This is a genomic window from Virgibacillus doumboii (genome assembly GCF_902806455.1).
Lineage (GTDB): Bacteria > Bacillota > Bacilli > Bacillales > Amphibacillaceae > Lentibacillus > Lentibacillus doumboii.
In genome coordinates, this window is the sequence record NZ_CADCWQ010000001.1 from 2,260,644 (window position 1) to 2,285,262 (window position 24,619).

At 40.3% G+C, this 24,619-nt stretch carries 28 protein-coding genes and 1 pseudogene; 8 read left to right on the top strand and 21 right to left on the bottom strand.

The genetic code is table 11. The features are described 5' to 3' along the window. Positions 1–69: 69 nt before the first annotated feature. Both G6R02_RS11045 and G6R02_RS11050 read left to right on the top strand, forming a co-directional pair. A complete protein-coding gene (locus G6R02_RS11045) occupies positions 70–966 on the top strand; it encodes a patatin-like phospholipase family protein (protein WP_164669316.1) in 897 nt (298 codons plus the stop codon). 69 nt (positions 967–1,035) lie between these two features. Then, positions 1,036–2,835, top strand: a complete 1,800-nt coding sequence (locus tag G6R02_RS11050) for a cation:proton antiporter (RefSeq protein ID WP_164669317.1) — start codon at positions 1,036–1,038, stop codon at positions 2,833–2,835. 81 nt (positions 2,836–2,916) lie between these two features. Here G6R02_RS11050 and G6R02_RS11055 read toward each other — a convergent pair whose 3' ends face one another. The 5 genes from G6R02_RS11055 to G6R02_RS11070 form a co-directional block, all read right to left on the bottom strand. Beyond that, positions 2,917–3,627: an ABC transporter permease gene (locus G6R02_RS11055; RefSeq protein WP_164669318.1), complete on the bottom strand. Its 711-nt coding sequence runs from the start codon at positions 3,625–3,627 to the stop codon at positions 2,917–2,919. After that, positions 3,624–4,472 (bottom strand): ABC transporter ATP-binding protein, encoded by an 849-nt coding sequence (locus G6R02_RS11060; RefSeq protein ID WP_164669319.1) that lies wholly within the window; start codon positions 4,470–4,472, stop codon positions 3,624–3,626. Before G6R02_RS11060 ends, G6R02_RS11055 begins: the two co-directional genes overlap by 4 nt. 121 nt (positions 4,473–4,593) lie before the next feature. Then, positions 4,594–5,637 carry a LytTR family transcriptional regulator DNA-binding domain-containing protein gene (locus G6R02_RS11065; RefSeq protein WP_164669320.1) on the bottom strand — a complete coding sequence of 348 codons (1,044 nt, stop codon included), beginning with the start codon at positions 5,635–5,637 and terminating at the stop codon, positions 4,594–4,596. Positions 5,638–5,758: 121 nt separating this feature from the next. Further along, complete coding sequence (locus G6R02_RS20245; RefSeq protein WP_281347105.1) at positions 5,759–5,893, bottom strand: hypothetical protein; 135 nt, start codon at positions 5,891–5,893, stop codon at positions 5,759–5,761. Between the two features lie 2 nt (positions 5,894–5,895). Then, the gene (locus tag G6R02_RS11070; RefSeq protein ID WP_164669321.1) at positions 5,896–6,114 is read right to left on the bottom strand and encodes a hypothetical protein; all 219 of its coding nucleotides are present in this window, start codon (positions 6,112–6,114) and stop codon (positions 5,896–5,898) included. Between the two features lie 164 nt (positions 6,115–6,278). Here G6R02_RS11070 and G6R02_RS11075 point away from each other — a divergent pair, with 164 nt between their 5' ends. Beyond that, positions 6,279–6,443, top strand: a complete 165-nt coding sequence (locus tag G6R02_RS11075; protein ID WP_164669322.1) for a hypothetical protein — start codon at positions 6,279–6,281, stop codon at positions 6,441–6,443. Here G6R02_RS11075 and G6R02_RS11080 read toward each other — a convergent pair. From G6R02_RS11080 to G6R02_RS11100, 5 genes are all read right to left on the bottom strand, one after another. Further along, the gene (locus G6R02_RS11080; protein ID WP_246202547.1) at positions 6,440–7,219 is read right to left on the bottom strand and encodes a protein kinase domain-containing protein; all 780 of its coding nucleotides are present in this window, start codon (positions 7,217–7,219) and stop codon (positions 6,440–6,442) included. The genes G6R02_RS11075 and G6R02_RS11080 overlap by 4 nt on opposite strands. 132 nt (positions 7,220–7,351) lie before the next feature. After that, positions 7,352–8,170, bottom strand: coding sequence for a YitT family protein (locus G6R02_RS11085; protein ID WP_164669323.1), 819 nt, complete (start codon positions 8,168–8,170; stop codon positions 7,352–7,354). 288 nt (positions 8,171–8,458) lie between these two features. Then, complete coding sequence (locus G6R02_RS11090) at positions 8,459–9,067, bottom strand: protein kinase family protein (protein WP_164669324.1); 609 nt, start codon at positions 9,065–9,067, stop codon at positions 8,459–8,461. A 156-nt stretch (positions 9,068–9,223) separates the two neighbouring features. Then, on the bottom strand, positions 9,224–9,499 hold the full coding sequence (locus G6R02_RS11095) for a hypothetical protein (RefSeq protein ID WP_164669325.1): 276 nt from the start codon (positions 9,497–9,499) through the stop codon (positions 9,224–9,226). Between the two features lie 282 nt (positions 9,500–9,781). Beyond that, the gene (locus tag G6R02_RS11100; RefSeq protein WP_164669326.1) at positions 9,782–10,399 is read right to left on the bottom strand and encodes an NUDIX hydrolase; all 618 of its coding nucleotides are present in this window, start codon (positions 10,397–10,399) and stop codon (positions 9,782–9,784) included. Between the two features lie 127 nt (positions 10,400–10,526). On the opposite strand from G6R02_RS11100, the gene G6R02_RS11105 reads away from it, so the two are divergent. Further along, the gene (locus tag G6R02_RS11105; protein ID WP_164669327.1) at positions 10,527–10,916 is read left to right on the top strand and encodes an SLAP domain-containing protein; all 390 of its coding nucleotides are present in this window, start codon (positions 10,527–10,529) and stop codon (positions 10,914–10,916) included. Here the strand turns inward: G6R02_RS11105 and G6R02_RS11110 are convergent. The 3 genes from G6R02_RS11110 to G6R02_RS11120 are packed head-to-tail and all read right to left on the bottom strand — an operon-like array spanning position 10,895 to position 12,555. After that, positions 10,895–11,392: a DinB family protein gene (locus G6R02_RS11110; RefSeq protein ID WP_164669328.1), complete on the bottom strand. Its 498-nt coding sequence runs from the start codon at positions 11,390–11,392 to the stop codon at positions 10,895–10,897. The genes G6R02_RS11105 and G6R02_RS11110 overlap by 22 nt on opposite strands. 29 nt (positions 11,393–11,421) lie before the next feature. Beyond that, a complete protein-coding gene (locus tag G6R02_RS11115; protein ID WP_164669329.1) occupies positions 11,422–11,835 on the bottom strand; it encodes a VOC family protein in 414 nt (137 codons plus the stop codon). A 15-nt stretch (positions 11,836–11,850) separates the two neighbouring features. Next, complete coding sequence (locus G6R02_RS11120) at positions 11,851–12,555, bottom strand: alpha/beta fold hydrolase (RefSeq protein WP_164669330.1); 705 nt, start codon at positions 12,553–12,555, stop codon at positions 11,851–11,853. A gap of 309 nt (positions 12,556–12,864) precedes the next feature. On the opposite strand from G6R02_RS11120, the gene G6R02_RS11125 reads away from it, so the two are divergent. Next, positions 12,865–14,079 (top strand): MFS transporter, encoded by a 1,215-nt coding sequence (locus G6R02_RS11125; protein WP_164670385.1) that lies wholly within the window; start codon positions 12,865–12,867, stop codon positions 14,077–14,079. A gap of 77 nt (positions 14,080–14,156) precedes the next feature. On the opposite strand, the pseudogene G6R02_RS20085 reads toward G6R02_RS11125, so the two are convergent. Then, positions 14,157–14,285 (bottom strand): annotated as a pseudogene (locus tag G6R02_RS20085) (deoxyribonuclease IV); the annotation flags it as partial. Between the two features lie 351 nt (positions 14,286–14,636). Between G6R02_RS20085 and G6R02_RS11130 the strand changes: the two are divergent. Beyond that, complete coding sequence (locus tag G6R02_RS11130) at positions 14,637–15,602, top strand: nuclease-related domain-containing protein (protein WP_164669331.1); 966 nt, start codon at positions 14,637–14,639, stop codon at positions 15,600–15,602. Positions 15,603–15,783: 181 nt separating this feature from the next. On the opposite strand, the gene G6R02_RS11135 is transcribed toward G6R02_RS11130, so the two are convergent. Then, positions 15,784–17,517 (bottom strand): methyl-accepting chemotaxis protein, encoded by a 1,734-nt coding sequence (locus tag G6R02_RS11135; RefSeq protein WP_164669332.1) that lies wholly within the window; start codon positions 17,515–17,517, stop codon positions 15,784–15,786. A gap of 207 nt (positions 17,518–17,724) precedes the next feature. Between G6R02_RS11135 and G6R02_RS11140 the strand changes: the two genes are divergently transcribed. Then, positions 17,725–18,612 (top strand): GNAT family N-acetyltransferase, encoded by an 888-nt coding sequence (locus G6R02_RS11140; protein WP_164669333.1) that lies wholly within the window; start codon positions 17,725–17,727, stop codon positions 18,610–18,612. 227 nt (positions 18,613–18,839) lie between these two features. Further along, on the top strand, positions 18,840–19,427 hold the full coding sequence (locus G6R02_RS11145; protein WP_164669334.1) for a cell wall hydrolase: 588 nt from the start codon (positions 18,840–18,842) through the stop codon (positions 19,425–19,427). Positions 19,428–19,598: 171 nt separating this feature from the next. On the opposite strand, the gene G6R02_RS11150 is transcribed toward G6R02_RS11145, so the two are convergent. Genes G6R02_RS11150 through G6R02_RS11175 form a run of 6 tightly spaced genes read right to left on the bottom strand, consistent with a single transcriptional unit; the run spans position 19,599 to position 24,585 of the window. Continuing rightward, positions 19,599–20,267 (bottom strand): aspartate/glutamate racemase family protein, encoded by a 669-nt coding sequence (locus G6R02_RS11150; RefSeq protein ID WP_281347106.1) that lies wholly within the window; start codon positions 20,265–20,267, stop codon positions 19,599–19,601. Next, the gene (locus G6R02_RS11155; protein ID WP_246202548.1) at positions 20,268–21,626 is read right to left on the bottom strand and encodes a TRAP transporter large permease subunit; all 1,359 of its coding nucleotides are present in this window, start codon (positions 21,624–21,626) and stop codon (positions 20,268–20,270) included. A 21-nt stretch (positions 21,627–21,647) separates the two neighbouring features. Next, complete coding sequence (locus tag G6R02_RS11160; protein WP_164669336.1) at positions 21,648–22,808, bottom strand: NAD(P)/FAD-dependent oxidoreductase; 1,161 nt, start codon at positions 22,806–22,808, stop codon at positions 21,648–21,650. A gap of 6 nt (positions 22,809–22,814) precedes the next feature. Next, positions 22,815–24,026: an NAD(P)/FAD-dependent oxidoreductase gene (locus G6R02_RS11165; protein ID WP_164669337.1), complete on the bottom strand. Its 1,212-nt coding sequence runs from the start codon at positions 24,024–24,026 to the stop codon at positions 22,815–22,817. Beyond that, positions 24,023–24,325, bottom strand: coding sequence for a (2Fe-2S)-binding protein (locus G6R02_RS11170; protein ID WP_164669338.1), 303 nt, complete (start codon positions 24,323–24,325; stop codon positions 24,023–24,025). Before G6R02_RS11170 ends, G6R02_RS11165 begins: the two co-directional genes overlap by 4 nt. Further along, complete coding sequence (locus G6R02_RS11175; RefSeq protein WP_164669339.1) at positions 24,322–24,585, bottom strand: (2Fe-2S)-binding protein; 264 nt, start codon at positions 24,583–24,585, stop codon at positions 24,322–24,324. Before G6R02_RS11175 ends, G6R02_RS11170 begins: the two co-directional genes overlap by 4 nt. Positions 24,586–24,619: the final 34 nt, after the last annotated feature.

Below are 24,619 nucleotides of genomic sequence, written 5' to 3' on the forward strand. Positions count from 1 at the left end.
AACTAAATTGTTAGACAAATAGATAACTGCTATAATTTCTCTTATATGAAATAAAGGAAGTGCAGGAAATTGGAATACAATGCAGACCTCATGTTAGAAGGCGGCGGCATGCGATGTGCATTTACTGTTGGAGTACTTGATTTCTTTCTTGATAAGAAAATAGAATTCCCATATGTAGCGACAGCATCAGCAGGTGCTCTTATCGGAAGTTCTTACATTGCAAAACAACGCGAAAGAAACCACAGCCTACTAACTGAAATGGTAAAGAACCGGGACTTCATATCATTTAGACGAATGCTGCGCAACAAAGAGTTGTTCAGCATGGATTTTATTTTTAATAAACTGGCAGTTGAATTGTTCCCTTTGGATTTCCAGTCATTTGCCCAGTCAAAATCGAAATTTATTATTGGAACAACAGATGTTAACACCGGAACGCCTATGTTTTACGATACATTTAATCATGAAGACGATTTACTTCGCATTATCATGGCATCCTGCTCGTTACCGGTACTCGCTCCAAGTGTTCCCTATAAAGACAAAGAATTAATGGATGGCGGTGTATCTGACCCGATACCAATAAAACCGCTAATCGACCGCGGACTAAAGAAACATGTTGTTGTGCTTACAAGGAACAAAGGATATGTGAAAAAAGCAACAAAATTGAGTTGGTTTTTCAAACGATATTTTAAAGACCAACCTGAACTCATAAAATTATTACAAAATAGGCATATCATGTATAACCGGACGATGCAAAAGCTGCTTGAAATGGAACAACGTAACGAAGTGTTTATAATTCAGCCCGAAGAACCGCTTGCCGCCAGCAGAATCGAAAAAAATAATCAGAAACTGGAAAAATTATATATCCAGGGATATCAGGAAGCGGAGAGAAAAAGTGAAGCATTGCTGGAATTCCTTAAAGCCACGCAAAAGCCTTCGGTAACTATTAACGAAAATTTATCGTCGTAATCATATTATTTTTTATGGAAATGATAAGCATAATAATATCTAGACGACTCAACGAAGAAGGTGGAGCAGATGGAACAGGCAGCACTGCTAAGCATCGTTGTTATCATCGTACTCGGGATTTTTTCGCAATGGCTGGCATGGCGGGTTCAGTGGCCATCAATCGTGATCATGTCCGTTGCCGGGTTACTTATTGGACCGATAATTGGACTGATTAATCCGGAAGAAGCTTTAGGAGAATTATATAGTCCGCTCATATCACTTGCGGTTGCAATCATATTGTTTGAGAGCAGTTCCGGTCTGGACTTTCGTGAATTAAAAGGACTCTCCAAATCTGTTTTCCGGGTCGCTGCAGCAGGAGCATTTCTTGCCTGGATAGGAGGTTCTTTGGCAGCACATTATATTGCTGGGCTGAATTTTGCGATTTCCTTCATCATCGGTGGACTATTTATCGTTACCGGACCAACTGTCATCATTCCACTGCTCCGACAAGCCAAATTAAAGCCGCGAGTTGCTACGGTACTAAAGTGGGAAGGAATCATCATTGATCCGGCCGGCCCGCTCCTTGCTCTTTTCGCTTACCAGATAATTAAAGTGATAAACGGTGACGTCCAGGGTCATTATATAATCAACTTCTTTTTAGGTGCATTGCTGGCGGTAATTATTGGCTTGGTCGCCGGACTTACCGTGAGCCGGATGGTAAAAAAAGGACTTTTTCCGGAATTTCTGAAGTCTCCAATTGTGCTTTCGTTTGTACTATTGTGTTTTACCGTCAGCGAAGTAATCATGCATGAGACAGGAATGCTGGCAGTAACGGTAATGGGACTTACCATGGCGAGGACAAAAAACTACATATCAGCCATCGGCAATGTTTCGCATTTTGTGGAAAATATATCTGTAATGCTGACATCCACCGTTTTCGTTTTATTGACCGCATCACTGACGCGCGAAACCATTATGGAAATTTTTACGTTGCCAATCCTTGGTTATGTGCTCATCATGCTCTTTCTCATACGTCCGCTTTCCATCTGGATTTCAACAATAGGTACGGAACTCAAACCGGCCGAAAAAACACTAATAAGCTGGATAGCCCCGCGTGGTATTGTAGCACTTACGGTATCCGGATATTTTGCCGGAATTTTGACTGAAGATGGCTATGCAGATGCAGCAATTCTGATGACCCTCACATTTGCACTCGTGTTTATTACCGTATGTGCCCACGGATTTACCCTTGAACCTTTTGCCAAAAAGCTTGGGCTTGCCAATACTGGGCAGGAAGGTATTCTGATTGTCGGTGCGAATCCGTTTTCCATTGCCTTTGCTGAATTTTGCAAAACACAGGAAATCCCAATATTGATCATTGATGATTCCTATGATCGGCTCATCCCAGCACAAAATAATAAAGGGATAAAGACATATTACGGTCAAATTTTATCCGAACACACCCAATTTGAAGTTGACCTAACGCCTTATAAATATATCCTGGCTATGACAGACGAACCTGCATACAACGGACTGATATGTCAGTCTTATGCACCTGAATTTGGCTACAACAATACGTTTGCACTGTCCGTAAGCAAAAGGAGAAGTTCCTCCAACGAAGAAATTTCACCTGCCGTAAAAGGGCATATTTTATTTGATGAGGATGCAGTCCTACCCGAGCTGAACCAGAAAATCAACGAAGGTTATACGTTTGACATGATGGAAATATCCAATAAAGAAATGATTAAGAAAGACGAATTCACAGCAAACAATGAACTGCTGTTTATTTGGAAAGAGAATGACGATATTGTATTTGTAACACACCAAAAAGAGCTCGACCCTGAAAAAGACGACAAAGCCGTTGTACTGAGAAAACCGGAAAAAAAGTAAATACAAAGCATCTATATAAAAAAGCGTCGAGACGTTGACAATAACGTTTCGGCGCTTTATTTGTATATGCGTTCCATCTCATTAACCGTCTATTTCCCGCCGCTTATAAACCATAACAACCAGCAGACTCATGACGACTACCCAGCCTGCAATGACAGCCAACTCTGTCCATACAGCCGAAATCGCCGCTCCCGTTTGTACATCCTGAGCCAAATTTACAAGTTGTATATTCGGCAGGTACTCAACAAAGGACAGCACCGGATATTCATCAGTCAATTCCCGCAAATAAGTTCCAAATGTGAATAAAAGCATGACCGGAGCAATGATTACCGATGCTTCCATCACCGATTTTGTAACAAGGCCTAATAACGTCCCAAGCGCAATATAAAATAAAATCGATACAAAAATTGCTATGGAAATAATTAATGGATCTGCAGGTTCATAGCCTGATAGCTTTGCCCCGATTATTACAATCAGCCCTGTAGAAATGAAACTCAGTAAACTTTTCCCGGTAAGGATTTCATTCGGGGTAGCCGGGGATAACATGAGGCCCCGCAATGTATTCTTTTCTTTCTCTTCAGCAATCATGACACATTGTAAATAAGATGCCACCATTGTAAACGTTAAATTGATGACAATATAATGTGCAACAACCGGCACGTTTGCTTCACTGCCAGTAATCACCGCTAGTACAAGAGGCAGGGGGATGAAGCCGGAAACGAACCAATAACGCATTATATCCTTTACATCTTTTCGAAAAATCGCATTCACGCGTTTTATGGAGAAAGTCATACAAGTTCCCTCCCTGTTACCTCTACAAAAATATCGCCCAATGTAGGCTCATTTGAATGAATGGATACGACTTTATCGTTAGCCATGTATCGATACATTTCCTGTGCACCTTCAGGACCTTTTTGCAGAATCACTTCGCTGTCATCTGCCAATGCTACGGTTACTGTCGAATCGGAAAAGCTTCTGCGCAATGTTTTCGGTTCATCGAGCAGTTGCACTTTTCCTTTATTCAAGAAAGCTACTCGATCACATAGCAACTCCGCTTCGTTCATATCATGCGTCGTCAAAAAAATGGTTGTTCCTTTTGCGTTTAACTGGCGCAGCCCGTCATGAATATGTTTGGAATTTACCGGGTCAAGTGCTGCAGTTGGTTCATCAAGAAATAACATTTCCGGCTCATGCAGAAGCGTGCGCGCCAGTGTGACACGCTGCAGCATACCTTTCGAAAGCTTTGCCACGAATTTCTTCTGTTCTTCCATTAAGTTCACCATATCAAGTACGTCGTTGATCCGGCTTACCGGAACATCATAGAGATCACAGTACAGCTTCAGATTGTCATAGATGGATAAACGATGGTACAGACCACTGTTATCCGTCAGAACACCGATTTTTTTGTAATAACCTGCTTTATTTAATGAAGAAGCAGGTATGTCAAACAGGTGTGCTTCCCCATCTGTTGGAAATAATTGTCCCGTCAGAATTTTGATTGTCGTTGTTTTCCCTGCTCCACTCGGTCCAAGGAAGCCAAATATTTCTCCCTTTTTTACATGGAAGGTTACATCTTCCAATGCTCTTTCATTGCCAAACACCTTTGCTAACGATTTCATTTCAATAATATTTTTCATTGCAGCTCCTCCCTTTTCTATTTCACCTTTAGCATAATAAAAAGGAAAATAAGGAGCATTATTTTTTCGATAAAAGGAGCTATTTTATGGTCGAGTGGAGAATAATTATGACCAATGGAGCTTATTTTATACCCAACATAACCTTTAGTTCCCCCATTTTCGTCTTGGATAATGGAATAACCGATTTATTCTGATCTTCCAGCATTAGGCTGTAACTGTTTCGGGTCCAGGTGACCACTTCACGTACTTGCTGCAAATTAACAATATATGAACGGTGACATCGAAAAAATCCATATGGCTTAAGTCGTTCCTCAAGCTCCGTTAAAGTAAAAAAACACGGGAAATTTTCTCCCATACTGTAAACATGGGACTGACCTGAGAAACTTTCGACATAATCAATTTCCTGTGGATCAAACAACACCATTTTCTCATTTACTTTTGTGGGAATCTTGTTAAATTGAATAGGATCTATGTCCGCTTCCACAAGTGGATCATCATTTTTAGGTGGTATTTTATCCTGTGGGGATGTTTCTGCCTGAATGGAGTGCAACCCCATTTCGTCCAAGCGGTATATGTCATTCGTCAAGGTAATGGCACTTTCCATATTTCCGGTTAAAACAAATATGCTTTTGCGGCTTTGCTGCAATGTTTTAAACACCCTTAATAAGATACGTTTTGTTTCAACATCTACATTTTGATCCGGCTCTTCAAATACAAACAATGCAGGATCCTGAAAAATCAGATGTGCTATTTGAATCCTTTTTTTCTTGGAGTAAGAAAGATTTCGCGCTTTTTCATGCTGGTACGTTGCCAGCTGAAGCATATCCAATATATCCTCGATGAATTGGTCAGACTCATAGAGCCGTTTATAAAATTTACAATGTTCCATTACAGTTAAACGTTCATAAAGGGCATCATCCAAAAAAGAATATCCAATTTGCGAATGATAATCCATTTTGCGCTGTGGAACCTTTTGTTGATTAACAGTTATTTTACCGCTCAGAATCTCAACCTTTCCAACCATCATATCCAACAGGGCACTGCGCACGTTTGTCGTGGAATGGATGGCAGCCGACTGCCCTTCAGCTATCTCCAGGCTGAATTTGGGGAAGATAATCACATCCTCACTTTGCTTTTCCAGGTTTTCAATCCTGAGTACTGCCATCCAATCACCTTTCCTGTTTATCGAGAATCCTGTTGATTTAATAATTCGACGAAAAGATAAATAAACCTTTCTGTACATTATATTTTCCGGATGACAAAAAACAGAACAGGTTTATTCGACTTCACTTATTTTCATGGTCATCTTGATGGATTCTGTTCTTTTCACTATATCTTCCAAGTATCTCTTTTAGTTTTTCAACATGTTCCGGCAGCATACTTTCTGTCCAATTTCTTGTATTCTGATTATTTGTCGTCATCTTTATGCCCCCATTGTACTTTTTCGGACTGGTTCAACTGATAGTATATTTGCTTTCGTAAACGTCCTTATTTTCCGCCGTTTAAAACAATACGCCATAACCGTATGTTGTTTCACACCGAACACACGAATAATTCGGTAACTCGTTTTATTATCGGCATCAAGATAAATCATTTTAAGTTTTTGTCCAGTCTGTGCCGCCTGAAAAAGCAACCTATCCATTATTGAACCCCCTTAAAGAACATTTGTTCGTATTGTATCACAAAAAAAGAAAAGCATCCATAAAAATGTTTTTTAAACTTAGACTGATTACTAAGATTTGCTTAGCAACTGTGTTAAACTAAACTAAACAATCACCCTCTGCTAAAAAAGGAAGGAGGTAAAACATGTTTAAAAAAATTATGAAGCAAATCAGGCACCTTTCTTATGGCAGCAGTAAACGGAGATATCGCAGCTTCCACCGTGGCAGTGGCAGCAGCAGTCGACGCCATAAACATTACCCCTTGAGCGGGAGCAAGCGTTACAAAAGAAGAAGCAGGAGCAGCAGTTAACCATCATCTATTGCCACATTAAGGGCAGCTTGCAGATCTATTAAAATTTCCTCAACATCTGAATATGGCTCATTAATCCGTAATAACCGTTTCAGTAAATGAGCCGTCTCTTTTTCCAGCGAAAGTTCTTCTGTCCAGGGGAGAGCTTTCTTATTGTTGGAGGAATACGTCGTATAAAGCAGATATAATAATATATCCCCCAAATCGTAATAATCTTGCTGTTTCATCTCCAGAATGTGTGAGGATTCTGATGATACCTGCTTAGCCAAACCAAAATCAATCAAATAAAGCTCTTTATTTTTAAGTAACATGTTAGGTATACGTAAATCAAGATGGAAAATATTATTTTTATGAAGATAATTTACAAGCCCAAGCAGTTGCTCCAGAATTAGCAGAGACTCTTCCTCATTAAACTTTTTATTATGTAAAAAGATCAGATCTTCCAGGTTGTCACCTTCAACGAGGCTCATTACATAAAAATAATTTCCATTAGTCGAAAACGCTTCATATAGAAATGGCATATTTTGATGATCCAGCTTCCTTAATAAGGAAAGTTCATTTTTAAACAAATCAATTTCTGTTTTATTGCGGCGTTTACTTTGCCGGAGCTGTTTAACCACCCGGTTCGTTTTTGTTTTCAAATCCTTTACGAGATAAACAATACCATAGCTTCCTGTACCCATGACCCGCAAAACCTCGTAGCGATTATTCAAAATTGCTCCTTCTTTAATTGGTATATCCACAAAAAACTGTTTTATTTTTCGAAACGAACGCAAAATGGAAATGCCCCTCACCCCAATTTTTAACCATGATTTCCATTAGTGTAACATGAAAAACAATAAAAGACGCACCCCCCTTTTCTTCCTGGAAATGCGCCGTTCTGCGGAGTATTTTTTGCGAACGGTTCTTCATGATCTCCTAAAGTTCCCCAGTACTTCACTCGTTTCACTGATGCTGACAAATGCTTTCGGGTCAACATTTTTAATAAGAGATTTGACGATTGCCAGTTCATAACGGGATATAACGGTATACAGCACTTTATTTTCAGCATTGGAATAAGCCCCATACCCATTCATGACGGTAATACCCCGGATTAAGTTTGCAATAAGTTCATTTTTCAGTTCTTCACCCTTCGTTGTTACCACCATTAAACTTAATTTTATATGACGGGTATGAACGCGGTCGATTACAACTCCAGTAATATAAATCGAAGCCATCGTCAGTAATGCCAAATTCCAGGAGAAAACAAACCCGGATATAAACACAACAATACTATTTATACTAAAAATCAATATACCAAGAGGGATATCATGTTTCTGGGTAACGACGAGTCCAATAATATCAGCTCCACCGGTTGATCCGTAGAAGCGTACAATCAAGCCAATAGCAACACCTGTCATGACTCCACCAAATACCGCAGACAAGAGTGCATCATCGGTAACTTTCATTATTGGAATATACTGCATCGAGACGGAAGTGATGAAGACGGAAAACACACTATTCCAAATAAATTCTTTTCCTAACTTCATCAAACCAATTATGAAAATAGGAATGTTTAGAATAACAAGCCAAATACCAGAATTTATTGGAGAAAGCAGTCCAATAATCATGGCAAGACCTGTTACGCCGCCCGATAATACTTCATGAGGAAGTAAGAACATATTAAAAGCAAATCCTAAAACAATAGAAGCTACAAATAGCACAGTAAATTTATATAAATGATACATTAACATGACCCTCCAATTCAGGTTTCATAAAAACACCTAATGAATTTTAGTGGTCATGAAACGAAAAGTCAATATTTTTTAAAACATCGTTATATTTTGCTTTTATTAATTGATTGTCTGCTTGCTCGAGCAGTTGACCACCTTGAACCTGTTAATCTTTATCTTTGCTGAATTCAGTCCTATTATTCTGAAATAATAATGCCACTTTTTGATGGTGGCATTCGATAGTAATAATAGGAGGGGGCATATATATAATCGTTTGTGGAGGGGAAAAAGTGTCATGGAGCATTAAAATTTATGAACTTTTTTGTTATACAGATAGGCGATACCGTTCAATACAAATACAGGAATTCGTTTTGGAAAATATGATTTTTCATAAAACATGTAGAATGCTTTCCGAAGGTCGTCCCACTGCCGGAAGTTCTTTGTTTGCCTGAATCTGGCCACATCGATAAGCTTAATGTTGCCATCTGTAGTAAGTATAATATTTCGTAAATGAATATCTGATGGAGTCAATCCCTGCTGCTTAGCTAAACTGATTGCCCTGTCGATTTCTTTGATGTTGGCTTCCGTTAATCGGACTCCATTGGACAAACAGTCAAATAAGGTAATCCCTTCGATTAAATCAATTAATAAGTAATTTCGTCCGGATTCATAGAACGCTGGAAAATATGGGATACCTTCTAATTGCCTATATATATCAGCCTCTTCCAAAGCAATGTTCTCAAAACCGGGGTAAAAAACTTTAAGTGCCTTAACTGTTCCATTAATTTTGAAAACAGCCGCACTTCTTCCAGACCCGATAAGTTCCAGTGCTGGATCATGACTGATGACTGATATACCGTATCTATTTTTCACTATTTTTACACTGTCCGCTAATTCAGTAACTGAGCGCATAACTGTCCCCTTTTCGTATCCACTGTGGAGATACATACCTTTATTATTTAATTATATATGATTCAGTCATTAGTTACTTGCAAATTGCTTCATATTTCACAAAAAAAAAGAGATACCAACCGAATCCCTTCAGACTTAACTTCTGTATAATTGTCGCTACAAAACATCGTTATTATTTTGCTGGGCTTCCTGCACTTGCTGACGCGTATCATGCAGCTGTTCATACGCCTGCTGAAATTGTGCGTTCTCAGTTGCTTCGCGTCCACCCTGATTTCGGGCATGCTGCAAATCCTTTTCAGCCTGATTTAAAAGCTGATCTGCCTGCTCCAGCAGCTGCGCATCAGAACCCTGAGCCCGACGTGCCGCCTCCTGCGCATCGTGTAAATGTTGACTCGCTTGCTGTAGTTGCTCATGCAGACTTTGATGTGACATTAATATTACCTCCATTTTGGGATAGTTCATCTTTTATTAATGTCCAAATGTTTATTGCCTATTCCTGGTTGTTGCGATTGTGAGATTCGGGATTTTAAATTGTAAGCTTCGACATTTCGAGCTGGTACTGTAAGGTTTTAAATTTTCACCGGACAAATTGTGAACTTCGAGCAAACTGATTGTGAGCTTTGGCATATTGATTGTGTACTTTGGCGTTTTGGCTGTGTACTTTAGCGTTCTAAATGTGAACTTTAGCATGCAGCAAATTTTCGACCGAAATTATTAATCAAATATTGTCTCCTGATCCGGATTTCGCATATAGTCAAAAAGCATGCTCATCTGTTTTTCCGTGTTGCGGCCAACTGACAATTTAGGGAGTGAGTGTTCAGAGAAAAATTGAACATCACTCGTTTCCACTCCCTTCGTTGCCTCACCACCGACAATTTCACAATGAATAAACAGTTTATAATAATGATATGGCAATGGCGGATGATCATGTTTATGTGTATCCAATAACGCGACAAGTTTCTTATGTATAACATCAAATCCGGATTCTTCTTTTATTTCTTTTACAATATTTTCGGAAGGTGACAAACCGATATCACAAAATCCACCGGGAAGGGACCATCTGTCATCGACTTTTTCCCTGACCAGCAAAATATCCCCCTCTCTGAAAACCGCTCCACGGACATCGACCTTTGGCGTCTGATACCCGGTTTCATTTGTGAAAAGCTCCTCCACTTTTTCCATTTCCAAACCGGTATATTCCGCCATGATTTCAGTACTGATGCTGCGCAATTCCTCATACCGCTCCTTATCATAAACATCTTTTGTAAAAGCTAAACCTGCCTGCGACAATGCTTGAATCTGCTTTGCCCATTCCAGCCATTTTATACTCATTTTAAATTCCCCCATATCTTATAAAATAGCACCCATCAATCTTCCAATATTAAGTTCTGCAACGTATAATAGACAAAAGACATGCCGCGAAATTCCGGACATATCCAGAATAAAAGGAGGTCATCACTTGCAGCAGCTCAAATTCCATCCTAAATGGGACAAAACAATTGCTGAGGAAGACCGCAACCACATCACGCAATCTTTTCAACAGGCAGATTTATCCTCAGACAAAACCATTCAATTCACATCACTCTGGCATGTAAAAAATCACCGGGGCGATTTACTTGTTACAACTATTGTCCATAACACCAGTGAGAGTAGTGCTAAACTGGATAATCAAATACTGACTTGCCACGTTAACGGAAAGGAAGTGGCCGAGCACACATTTTCGCCGCCGTTCACATTTGAAACGAAAACCAGCATGCCGTGGACGTTTATTTTCCCTGAAGGCAGTTTTGCAAAAAATGTGCACTTCGATGAGAACGAATTAACAATTCATTTTAAGTCGTATAAATAAAAAATATAATCAGTCGAAACACCTGCATAACCCATTTGCCGGAGCATCGCTGTTATATTTCCACGATGATATGTACCATGATTGACCACGTGCTGAACAAGTTCCAGCATAGTCGTATCGAGTTCACCAAACTTGGGATGTTTCAGGTGCAGAGATTTATCTCTTTTACTTATCATTTCTTTGTATTGCTCACCAAGGGTGTTGTACAATTCTTTGGTTTGTTCAGCGGACTTTCCTTTCACTTCCTTCCAAGCCTGTCCCGCAGCTTCCCATACCTCTTCATTACTGTCTCCTGAAATCAATCCAAGCCACAGGATATCCGTCGTATACATATGGCTGACTACAGCACTAAGTGATTCGAATACGCTTTCAACCTTCTGATTATAAATCCCATCAGGAAGTTCCAGTAGACGATCAAAAACCTTATTGTTTGCCCAGATGTGATATTCAAAAAGTTTTAGCTCATTGGATTGCATTGTTTATCCCTCCCGTTTGAACAAAACTGCTAAATGTTGTTTTTCTCCTTAAACTCCGGACTGAGCTCACTCCATACGTCAAACTTGTTGCCATCCGAATCATAAAAAACGAAATTTTTCCCGGCGTGACCGCGATCTTCAATGTCGCCTGTCTTTACTTCATTCTCGATAAAATCTTTACGCACCGCTTCCAGGGCAGCCATTCCATTCACTTCAAACGTCATGGAAAACCACTCTTCGCCGTGAGCATCATAGAAATTCGCGTTTTGACCTTCTTTTGCTTTCACAAGAAAAAAGCTTTGATCTGCAAAATCCAATATTGCCTTATCCGCATCCTGATAATTTAATTCCGCTCCCAGTTTGCTGACGTACCATTCCGCGGACAACTCCACATTTGTTACTGGAATATAGGTTGTACCTACTCTCATTAATTTTTCTTCCATCGTATTTCCTCCTCATTATTTGTTAAAAAATTTTGCCAAAGCCAACGTATACATATCCGGTTGTTCAGTATGCACTAAGTGGGACGCATACGGGATAACTGCAGTATGTACATTCGGATTCATTTGCGGGTATACCTGTGCACCAATTCTTTCGTGGGCGTTACCTTCACCAACCATAAATAATGTTGGCATTTCCAAATCACTCAGGTCTCCTGTTTTATCAAATGGATACCAGTTTTTATCCCGTGACATGTAAATAAATTGCTTCCAATCAGAAGAATGGAGATTATCAAAATAGCTAACTAGCTCTTCATTTTCCAACAGCTTTGTTTGACGTTCGACATCCTGTTTATGCATTTCCAGCCAATTAGCCGGCTTTTCAGGAATAACACCGGATAACGTCAAACTTTTAACCCGATCAGGAAACTTTTTAGCAAAAATCAAGCCAACTAAGGCGCCTAATGAACAACCAACTATATAAGCTGACTTTATCTCCAAACTATTAAATGTTTCAAGAAGATCATTTGCTGAATCGTTAAAAAAATCCGAGAAATTATTACTGATAGATTTGCCATGTCCTCTCAAATCTGGAAGGATCACTTTATAATTTTTCTTAAAATGCTCCCGCTGATGCTCAAAATCCGTCATACCTGTTTGCAGGCCGGTATGGAGAAAAACGATTGGATCACCGTTCCCGAGTATTTCCGTATGTAATATCACAATAAATCTCCTAACTTAAGAAAAAATTCACCTAGACTAATAATTCGACACTATTGTGGTTCTTCCTGCATTTTTTGTAACTGTTCCATGCTAAATCTCCGCGCCCCAAAAATTTCCTGTTAAATCTTTATCTCTTCCATTATAATAAATGTCAGATTAATTAATGGGAGGAATTTTACAATGCAAAAAAACTTAACATTCTTTTTAAACCAGCAAGCAGGGGTGAAAACTGAATAAATAAATTCATACGATCGCTCCTGCTTGTTTAACAACCAGATAAACAAGTTAAGAAGCAGGAGGAAATTAGGAATTGAAAAAAATACGTTAGCATCGCATAATATAAGTATTCTTTTTTGGACAAATTTGTTTGGCAGTGCAGTGTTTCTGCAGCCGGTCATCGCTTTATTCTATTTTTCCAGAGGGCTGGATGAGGCGCTTATCCTCTGGGTTATGCTTTTCTGGAGCGCGGGGGTTCTGATCGGTGAAATTCCAACAGGGATGTTTGCCGACCGTTATGGGGCAAAAAGATCCTTTGTTATCGGAGCTTTTTTGAACATTGTCAGTCACGGCATGCTTTTATGGGCATTTGAACCCTGGATGTTCTTTCTAAGCAGTATACTCAGTGGTATTGCAGTAACTTTTTTCAGTGGTGCGGATGAGGCTTTAATCTATGAATCATTGAAAGCTTCAGGGGAAGAAAACTTCATGGATAAGGCGATGGGAAATATCCAGTCAGCCACGTTTGCTGTAACGGTAATTGTTGTTATTCTCGGCGCAATTATCGCAAAGGACCTAACAAATGAACAATTCAACTTGTTGATTTTGCTGGGTGTGGCATTTCAATCCGTTCAGCTGTTGTTGATTTTATTTGTTAAAAATCCCGAGAACCAGGGCAATTATCAAGGTAATCCGCTTCACCAGGTTAAAGAAGGGCTGGTCGTGATAAAAAAAGCACCACAAGTCCTGTGGATGTTTTTAAATATAACGCTTGTCTTTATTCCGACAGCTGCCATTTTTGATAAGTTCAGCGATAAACTGCTTGTTGACGCGGGGATGGAGGTTTATTTGATTGGCTTTGTCTTTGCAGGACTGGCGATTATGAGCTTTTTCTTCTCACGCTCAATCGGCTGGATGACATCACGTGTATCACGGATTGTCCTGCTTTACGTAACTGGCGGCCTGGGAGTAGTGGGATTGTTGATTGTTGCTTTCTTCAGGGAAACATTGTGGATTCTCCTGGGGGCGATGATTTTGCTTCAGTTTATCCAGACTGTCCGTTACCCTATATATTCACAGTTGGCAAACGACACCATTCCATCAAATGTCCGGGCAACAACGATATCACTTTTGTCCATTATCGATTCAGTTTGTGATCTGATTATCTTCAGCAGTATAGCCGGAGTAGCAGTGTTCGGGTTCAGGGAGCTATTTTTAGCATCAGCAGCAATTGCCTTGTTAGGCAGTCTATTGCCAATCAAGCCTGTTACAACTACGATAAATAAAAAAACAGAAAAAGCATCTTAGGGTGCTTTTTCTTTTATCCCCACTTTTCCTGCAGTTGCCTTATCTCCTCTTCACGTGTAATCCCCTCTTCTTTTGGGGTTTGCAAAAGCGTGACATGTATCAAGACAAGAACCGATTTTTTCAGGACGTTTACATATACTGCGCACCTTTACCAGCTCTTCCAATGTTGTTCCCATCGTTGCTGCACTATTTTCAATGAGAATTTTGCAGACCACTCCATTACTGCGGTAAAGTTTTTAGGGTTCACATTAATCGATTTTTCCCGATTTATAATTACATCTGTTATTGTTTTTTCCACTGATTTTTTTACTGAGTAAGTTTTTATAATTCTCCATTTCCGGTAGTTCAGGCATAGTGAACCTCCATTACATACGCTTGAAATCTTATTATGTCCGGAATATGTGCTTTGATACGGTATACTCCAAAGCTGTCTTGTCTCAATCACAAAACCATATTAAAAATTGACCGGAGTTCATAAAATAGACACATTTTATAAAGGGAATTCCAACTAATACAGCGAATATATAAAATAGCCTTATATGGAAGGAAGTGTTTCATTGAACTCCCCGATAATTTTAAAACCCCGTGACATTCCACGTGAAATGCTGCAGACCGAAGCATTGAGTCGGAGGCTGGCACCCCGCCACTTTAAAAAGAACGATGTCGATCAGGATGCAAAAAATCTCCGTGCAGGCTACAATGGTGAAAAATCGTTGGACTTTACGTTAAACTTCCTGGGTGGGTCCTACCATATTCTCCATAACTTACGAATCCGTGATATAAATGATTTTTTTCAGATGGATACATTAATACCCTCCATTAAATTTATTCTCATTAGTGAAGTGAAAAATATTGCGGGCACCGTTATCTATGACGAATTCGGCCAAACCATCCGAATCTCAAAAAATGGCGAAGAGAAGAATCTTGGTAACCATATGGAACAGGTAAATCTTCAGCATCTGCGTCTTCAGCGGTTTATCAGAGAGCATAATTTCCCCGCAATACCAATCGAAAAGCTCATAGTCTACAGCGATCCAAAAACTATTATTAAAAATATCACCAACAATAAATTTATCAGGGATACTGTCATCCATAAGGAACAATTCCTTACCAAATTAAATGAATTTGCTGCTATACATAAGACAGCATCAGTCACATTGAAACAACTGGAACTTCTTTCTGCCACGTTAATCAAAGCACATACACCTAAAGAGATTGATATTATGGAAAAATATAGGGCATCTATCGAAGACCTATTACTTGGCGTTTTTTGCCCGAAATGTGGAGCGCTGCCAATGCAGTGGATGAATGCAAAATGGAATTGTAATCAGTGTGGAGCTGCCTCAAAGACTGCGCATATTCCAGCCTTGAAAGATTATAGTTTGCTGTTTGGAAACATGATTAATAATCGCCAGGCGAGGGAATTTTTGAAACTTGGCAACATACACACAGCAAAAAGAATACTTATTCAGTTCAAACAGGTTGGAAATACAAGCGCAAGAAAGTATATTCTACACTTTTAAGGTGCAAAAATGAAGTTAAATTGAAAAATGCTAAAGTTTAATGCAAAAACGCTAAAGTTATAGGTAAAAGCGCTAAAGATTTGGACTAAAACGCTAAAGATCAGCTCAAAAACGCTAAAGTTTGAAATTTAAAAGCCATAATCCGGTGAAAAACCCGGATTATGGCTTGCACGATAATCGTTTAAAGCACAACGTCCTTCTGCAATTCCCTCAACAATCCAATAATCTCATTCGTTCTACCATTCAATTCAGCCATCATTTCATTCGCATCTCGTTTGTTTCCCTGCGTAATAGAATGTTTTACATCTTCAACCAGCGCATGAAATTCCCGGTGCGGTTTTTCAATCGCTTTAAAAGATGGCAACGTTGCAAATGATCCCTGTTTCATCTCTTCGTACCACTTGCCAAATCGGCATTCATCATGTTTAACTTCCTTTAATTCTTCAATAGAATGATAGCCTAATAAGGCATTATAAGCCCACCACTGATATAGGGAATGTTCAGTCTGAACTACTCGGATCAATTGTTCCGGTGTCAGTTCAGGAATACTTTTAATTGTGTTTTTCCTTAATTCATCAACTTCTGAGCTAACCTGGTAAATGGATTCACCGGTTTCTCCGGCATGAAGTTTAATGTTTTCCGTGTGTTTATGTACATTTTCCATCCGATCCGTTATGTCCTGAGTAGCTGATGTCTGTTCCTGCGTAATAGCCGCAATATTGCTGATCGACTCACCAACCTGATTAATTTGTTTCGTCATTAAGCCAATGACCTCGATCGATTGTCTGGCATGGCCCACCCGGTCCTGCAGTGACGCTGACATACCTTTAACCTCACCTGCTACTTCATTCGAATTCTCCTGGATTTGGTTAATGGTTGTTGAAATTTGTTCAACGGATGTTTTGGTTTGCTCCGCTAGTTTCCGGACTTCATCAGCTACCACAGCAAATCCCTTTCCATGTTCACCTGCACGTGCCGCTTCGATACTCGCATTTAACGCCAACAGATTCGTCTCATCGGCAATATCTTTAATGAACTCAATCACTTTCGTTGTACTCGACATGTGATCGATTAAATTATCAATTTTTTCTTTTGTAGTTGTAAACTCGCTTGCTATGTCCAGAAAACCATTTAATGTTCCTTCGATGACCTTTTGACCTTCTTCAGCTTCCTTTGCCGTTTTCTCTGCATTTTTTGCAACATCTTCCGCATTTTTGGTTACCTGCTCGATTGATGCACTCAATTCCTGTGCAGCGGCACTGACACTTGATGTCTCATCAACCGTTGAATCAACACTTTCAGCCAGAACTTTCATTTTATCTGCACCAATAACATATTCCATTACCTTACTTATATTTTGAACAAGGAGATAGTCATTCGCCTCCTGGGTTGAGCCAATAACGACCAATGTGTCAAAAGTTATGATGCGAATCAGCGAAAGGATTATGTCTGATAGTGTCCCCGGTGAATGGCGGTACTTTTTCACAATAATCGGCAGTAAATATTCGTAAACCCGTAAATAAGAACCAATATACCATTCATCCGTTAAACCAATCCGGCTATGTACCCGACCGATTTTCTTCCTGTATGCAACATATTCTTCAGTGAATTTCGGCCTGGTTAACTCTCTGAAATACTTTGTGATTGTCGCTGTGTATCTTTCATAGTAAGAGTTTTGCTCCAAAATCTCTTTAATCTCAGGAATTTTCATGATCATCTGATAATGACGTTCAGCCATTTCGGCAGCATGCGCTTCCATGAGATCATCAATTTTCTTTACATTTTCAAAGTCCTGATCGGTAATTTGAAGAAGCTTCAGTAATTCGTTGATTCGATTGCTGACATCTTCTATTGTATAAGCATCGTCCTTCAGCTCGGCAACTGCTTCTTTTTTTGACTTGGTTAATAACATCATTGACCCCCACCTTGTCAGAAGTATTCTATTTAAGTATATATCAAACTATGTAGTTTAGATATTATATCGGTTTTTTTCAGGCAAAGATAAACCACTATCGTGTATGAGTTTTTCGCAACTACAATCACAAAAAATGTAACAACCAGCCAAAACGTTTATAATAAAATTTGCAATATATTAAAGAAAGATTCAAGGAGTGAAGCACCAATGAACACATCAATTCGCATGCTGCACAGTAATGACTATCCACACCTGGAAGCGATGGACACGGGCATTGAAGATGACTATGTCAAACGTGTTTTTAATAGACTCGCAACAGGAAATAACTTCCTTTATGGATTATTCCTGGATAACGGCCAGATGGTAAGCATTGGTGGTATTTCGATTTATGCAGGGCATTATGCAATGCTGGGACGACTGAGAAGTGACCGCCGATTTGCGGGAAAGGGATATTCGACAATGCTGATGGAGTATATGATGAATGAAGCATTCCAGATGAGCGGCGTACAGTGGGTAGGTGCAAATACGCAAGAAAACAATACATCCGCACGGCGGGTGATCGAAAAAGTCGGTCTATCTCCATATACGATGATGCATGGTGCGATTACAAAGGATACATCTGCACTGGAATCCGGTGCTAAACCATGGAACCCCATTACTGATCTCGAGCGAAAAAAAGATTGGATAGACGAAATGTATATTAAACCATCATCGGTTTTTCCATACGAATGCTATTACACCTTTCCAAGTTCAAAGGAGCTATTTCAGGAGCATGATTTGGAGGAATGGTCTTTTTATGAAAATGACGCACAAACACGGGTGCTCATTACAAAAACGGATCGAAAAAAACACCATTATTTGCATGCCGTTTATCCGTGGAGTGACATTACTTCGCAAAAAGGGCTTTGGGAAACCATTTCGAATGATTACTGGAAGTTCGCAAAGCAGACTGACGGCGAAACATACATATGGATGGATTTAACGAAAGAGGAGGCAGCATCCCTCCCAGCCGGGCACCAATTCAATCTGCCTTCCCCGTGGATTTTGTATGGAATCAATAAATCGAGTTGGCTGACGCTGAAGGAGATGGCCTAAGGCTTGTTACAGCTAAGTAACAATTGTAACAAGTGAACCGTATTCTTCCATCCCAGTTATTGTTTTCCTAAATATACCTGATAGGAAGAGATTGGTATAATCTATTATTTACTTGATAGACCAAATATGAAGAGCATGGAAGTTTAATAGTTAAATTTTGGTTAATGCCTAAAAATATTACATGTAGTAGTTTCTTAGTATAAGCAATTCAACTAGGAGGCTATGAAATGAATAAATTCAAAAAGTTAGTTATGGCAACAACATTGGTTATTAGCGCTATGGTCCTGCCGACAGTGGCCGACGCTTCATCATATACAGTACAAAAAGGAGATTCTTTTTGGAAGATCGCAAATGAATTCAATATAACACTTGCAAACCTGCAAATAGCAAACAGCCGTTCAGGAAGTCTGTTGTATGCTGGTGAAACAATCAAAATCCCGAATTACGTTTCCCAGGAAGATAAAGAACTGATGGCCAAGCTGGTCCACGCCGAAGCAAAAGGTGAGCCTTACGCAGGAAAAGTTGCTGTTGCAACAGTCGTTCTGAACCGCGTTGATCACAAAGAATTTCCGGACACAATTGAAGGTGTCATCTATGAAAAAGTGAAAGGCCACTATGCATTCACACCTGTTCAAAACGGCGCAATCAACCAAGGGTACAATGCTGAAGACATGCGCGCAGTTAATGAAGCTGTGGCATTTCGCGGTCAAGGAAGCGGATCTATCTATTTCTATAATCCGGAAACTGCAAAAAGCGATTGGATCCTGTCCCGTGAAACAACGGTAACAATCGGAAACCACCGCTTTGCAAAATAAAATATTGAAAGTGCCTGTCACCGGGAACGTTTCCGGCGGCGGGCACTTTTTTAAAATATGCGCTTTTTACTTGTGCCATGCCCTTTGAAATTTGTGAACTTTGGAGAATTTACTGTGAACTTTGGCATTTAAGGAATTCACTGCGCACAATTTACCAATAAGTAATCAAATCTATAATGCTCTCATAACAAAATTTACAAGTGTCGTTATATCAAAAACCGGTAAATCAGTTATCTCCCGTATAGCACTTATATAAGGTCCCATATTGGTACATTCCAAAACAATTGCTGTTATTTCCGGATGTGTGCTGATGAGTTCCATAACGGCCTTCTTCATTTCCAGTGAAACCTTTTCCATATCCAATACTTCTGTCTCATCTACAATTGCACGAGTAAATGACGGCATATCATCCATTCCTTCAATAACAACCTGCACGTGGTGGGCATTCACACCCTCTAAATGCTTTCTTGTCAGACTGGCTTTTCTTGCGGTCAGTATACCTATTTTTCCCCTTGTCAGCATATGTGCAAAAGGAATCTGCATTAAACTTGATGAAAGGAATGGAACTTTCAAGCGATCTTGAATTTCCCTATGAAATAATGAAAGGAATCCACAACTCGTTGTTATTACTTTAACTCCTTGTTCCTCCAGAAACGCTGCTGAATGAATAAAAGGCTCGATTAATGCAGTATCCTCCATTTTGACTACCCGTTCTATCGTTGCATTTTTCACCACTTTATATTCAACCGGATAGGAAAATGTTTTTGGATTACCTATATCTCCAATCGGCCTGTCAAATATCGTATCGAGCATGAGGACTCCCAAATTTGGCGAATTCATTTAAATAAACCACACAATCAATCCGATGGCTAAAAAATACAATGAGTTCGGTAATGCCAGCATCATTACTTTTAATGGGTCTACTTTTTTGTTTAAAATCCCGCCAATTAACCCGCATACAACAAAGGCTGTTAAGCCAACCGGCGGCATATTCTGCCCGGCAGCAGCAATGTGGGATGCGCCCAAGGCAATCATTTCCGGTGCTACATTCATGTTTTCCAGTATTGGACCGAGAAAAGTGACGATAACAGATTGGGCGGTAGTCTGGGATCCTGTCAACATACCTACAATTACCATCGACAAAGCACCGCCGAATTTCACCATGGAAGAAGCCAATCCTTCCGTCATTAAAGCGACTTTATCGATTAATCCTGATGCATAGAAAACACCAACCATTATCCCTGCACAAACTTGGATTTGTACGGTCTGATATACTTTTCCTAATCCATTTTTGAATACACCTTTTGTATTTTTTCGAACGGAGGGAAATAAGAAGCTCACGGCAAAAGCAACAATGATGGCACTAACAACTTGAAAGGTTACTCCCTGAATAATTTTAATTTCCTGCAGAGGCTCCAAAACAGCGGAAAATACAGTGAGTTCTGTGAAGATATTATAATTGAATAAAGTATTTGCCAATACAATGGCGATAAGAACGAGCAACGGAATCAATGTTTTCCATCGGTCTTTTAAAATTTGCATAACCTTCTGATCCGGTATTAATTCAGCCGGCATCCCTTTTCCTCGGACAAACCGGAACGATTCCAGGATGGCTAATATTGCCCCGATTGTTACGGTTACATATGCAATTTTGATAACAGGACCCGGATCTACTCCCACCAGTGAAGCAGACAGAAATACAGCTTGTGTTATCGGCGGCATAATCGACCCAATGGATGCACCCAGTAAAATAATCATGCCAATTTGTTCCGGTTTCAGTTTTAATTCGGTTAAAGCATTAATCACAAGAAACCCGATAACGGTAGCTGCAGCAATGGCATCGCCCAATAGAGATCCAGCCATAATCAATGTAATAAAAATTGCAACAATCAATCCCTTTGGTGAACTTCCAAATGCTGCACGAAGACTGTTTAATGTTGTATCAATCGCCCCTAATCTGGACTGTGCTTCTGCATACAAACTTCCGAATATCGACAGCATGATAACCCAGGACAGCCGGTCAATACCATCCACAAAAGCAATTGCCGTTTCGCCTATATTCAATCCCGAAATAATCGCCGATGAAACTGCAGCTACAAGTAACGCTATCCGTATATCTCCTCCAATCTTTGGTATCTGTTTCACCAATGCAATCACAAACAATAACGTTAATGGCACTAAAATCTCAATACGTACCAACCCCTCGTTTTAGTTATAAAACTAAACTTCCAGCAGACGGTCCATTTTTAGTGGCTTAAGCAAATCGTCATATTCTGACCCCCCTTCTGCCAAGCTGGCAACCAACACACCGGTGATCGGTGCAAGTGCAATCCCATCCCCCTCATGACCTGCAGCAGTAATTAAACCTTTCACCTCACTCGATTCATCGATAAACGGAAGTCCATCACCGGTAAACGGCCTGAATCCTGCCATCGAGCGGATAATTCGAATATTTTTAAGTGCCGGCGCAATCCTGCCTGCATGTGCAGCAATTGCCGAAAGAACTTCCGGTCCAACCGCTCTCGTAAACCCATTAAATTCTCTGCTTCCCCCAATCAGTAAATTCCCACTGGCTGTCTGTCCAAGCGAAAGCCCGATACCAAATGGTGGAGCTGTCTCATCATTTCCCTCCAGATGTTTAGCAGCAATGTATTGGGAACATAATACATTGCCATTAATAGTTGGACCCATTTTTTCCGTTATCAGAACCACACCCCGGCGAGGCATAATTGTCAGCCTTACCCCTGCCATTTCTGCTATTTTAGCTGCAAATGGACCTGCTGCATTAATAACCGTGTCGGTTGCAAAATAATCATTAGTTGTCTTGACACCTGTCACTTTCCCTTTTTTAACTGTAATCCCCTTGACTTCCGTATGTGTCCGGATATCCACCCCTTTTCGTTTGGCAGCCTCGGCGAAAGCCTGGGTTAACAGTAGCGGATTGACTTCTGCATCCTCTTTACTGAAAGTAGCACCTTCAATATACTGCGATAAACTTGGCTGCCAGGCCAGCGCTTCTTTCCGGTCCAGCATTTTTACATCGATTCCAGCTTTATTTTGCTTTTTTACAAAACCTTTCATAAAAGGGAGATGCGCTTCTTTTTCAATCACAATCATCCCGCCAGCTCTTTTGAATTCAATGGAAGTCTCCAGTTCTACCTCCAGATTCTCGTAGATTTTTCTGCTTTCTTTCGCTAGTTTAATAGGAAATCCCGGCTTTTTTGACTGTAAAAAAATTGCTTTATCACACGCGCCTGAAGTTTGTGCACCAATATCCCCTTTTTCCAGCAAAACAACTTTTTTACGATGTTTTGACAGCTGATAGGCAATCGATGTTCCGATTACACCACCGCCAATTACAACAGCATCTGCAGTTTCCATCCAGGTTCACTCCTTTGCATGATGCCTGTTCTTCTGCCACAACCGAAGGGACTTTTTCCTGCCTTCATCAATGTGCTGCTGAAATGTTATTGCTGCATTTTTTCTTGTTTCTTTCACCTTTTTCTGTGCTTCATGAATTGCTGAATCCCCTTCTATTAATCCCAGCCTTGAGGAAACGGAAATACCCACAAGTTCTCCCTGTGCCATAGCAACTTTCGCACTTTCAATCCCGGTAATATTTCCAGCTACAAAAATTCCAGGCTGGGTTGTTTCCATCTCCGGATTGTGCAATGGAATATGTCCACCCAATTCCTCCACATATACTGATTCACAACCAACCGCTCCCGCTAATTCTATTAACGGGTATAATCCTCCCGAAATACAGACGCAATCCACATCAATTATTTTGACACGATTCTGGTTTGGGGTCCCGTCCTTATCGATAGGCGCAATTTTGATAGATTCCACCTGCTCATAGCCACTGATTTCCAAAACAGCTTTCCGTAAAAATAACCGCGTTCCCCAGATTCCGATACCAAATCGCGGGAAAATGCTAGCTCCAAATTTTTTTATAAAAGAATATTGCGCAACCTTTCCGGCAGCCTGCAGCAATTTGTTTGGTGCGGCATGTGACATCGAGGATAAATAAGTAAGCATCTTTGTTGGATTGGATTTATCTTTAGAGAATAGACTTTGGGGTGGCAGGAATATCCCAACTACATTTACACCAGCCATTTTTAATTGTTGTGCTACAGATAACGAAAGTGGATCCACACCAATAATCGCCACACTCTGGCCAGGCTTTACGTGGTGATAGTTGGTTAATGTCTGTGCCGCTCCAATTCCCATCACACCAGGTAACGTCCATCCGGGAGCCGGTATTGCCTTTTCGGCAGCACCCGCAGCAATTAAAATAAGCTCTGCCTGAAGTTCCTCTCCACTGTTCACCATCACTTTCCAACGCGGGTAAATTCCCCAAACTTCTTTTCCTTGAAACATATCAATCTCTAACTGATTAACCTTTTCCACTAATGTTCCGGCAACTGCCCTGCCGTTCCACCATTCTCCCTTTGACTCCTGATGCAACTGCCCCAATAACTTACCGCCTGCTTCCGGATTTTCATCAATGATTGCTACATTTGCCCCGTACGATGCAGCCATGATTGCTGCATTCATGCCGGCAGGACCTGCACCAATTACAATCAGATCGTACTTCATGTGTCTTCCCCATCCTGGGATTCAATTTTCATTTGATCCTTCACTTCAGTAATGCATGCCCGGACACTTCGTTTACCATTAACCGTTACACGACATTCAAAACAATGACCAATCCCGCAATAGATTCCACGCGGCTTCCTGTCTTTGTCGGAATAACCAAGAACACGAATATCATTGGCAAGTAACGCAGCGGCAATCGACTCTCCTTCACGAGCCTCGTAATCTAGCCCATTAAACGTAATCGTTACCGGTCTCCGTTCCAGTTCACCAAGAATTGGATGCTCCTTTATCCGCATCATTCCAATTCCTTTCCTTCCCCAACCAATTCAGCCAATGTTAAAGGCCGCACCGGCTCGGCAAACGTCAATCCTTCCATATCCTGTTTATAATAAGAAACGGCCTGCTCGATTAGCGGCCGGCACGTTCTTCCCTGGCATATCCCCATGCCGGCCCGCGTTTTCAATTTTATTGCCTTCGCAGTTGTTCCACTTTCAATGGCTGCTTCGATTTCACTCAACATGACTTCCTCACACCTGCAGATTACTACATCTTCGGTCATAATTACCCTCCAAAAAATCCAAGTATTTACTTAA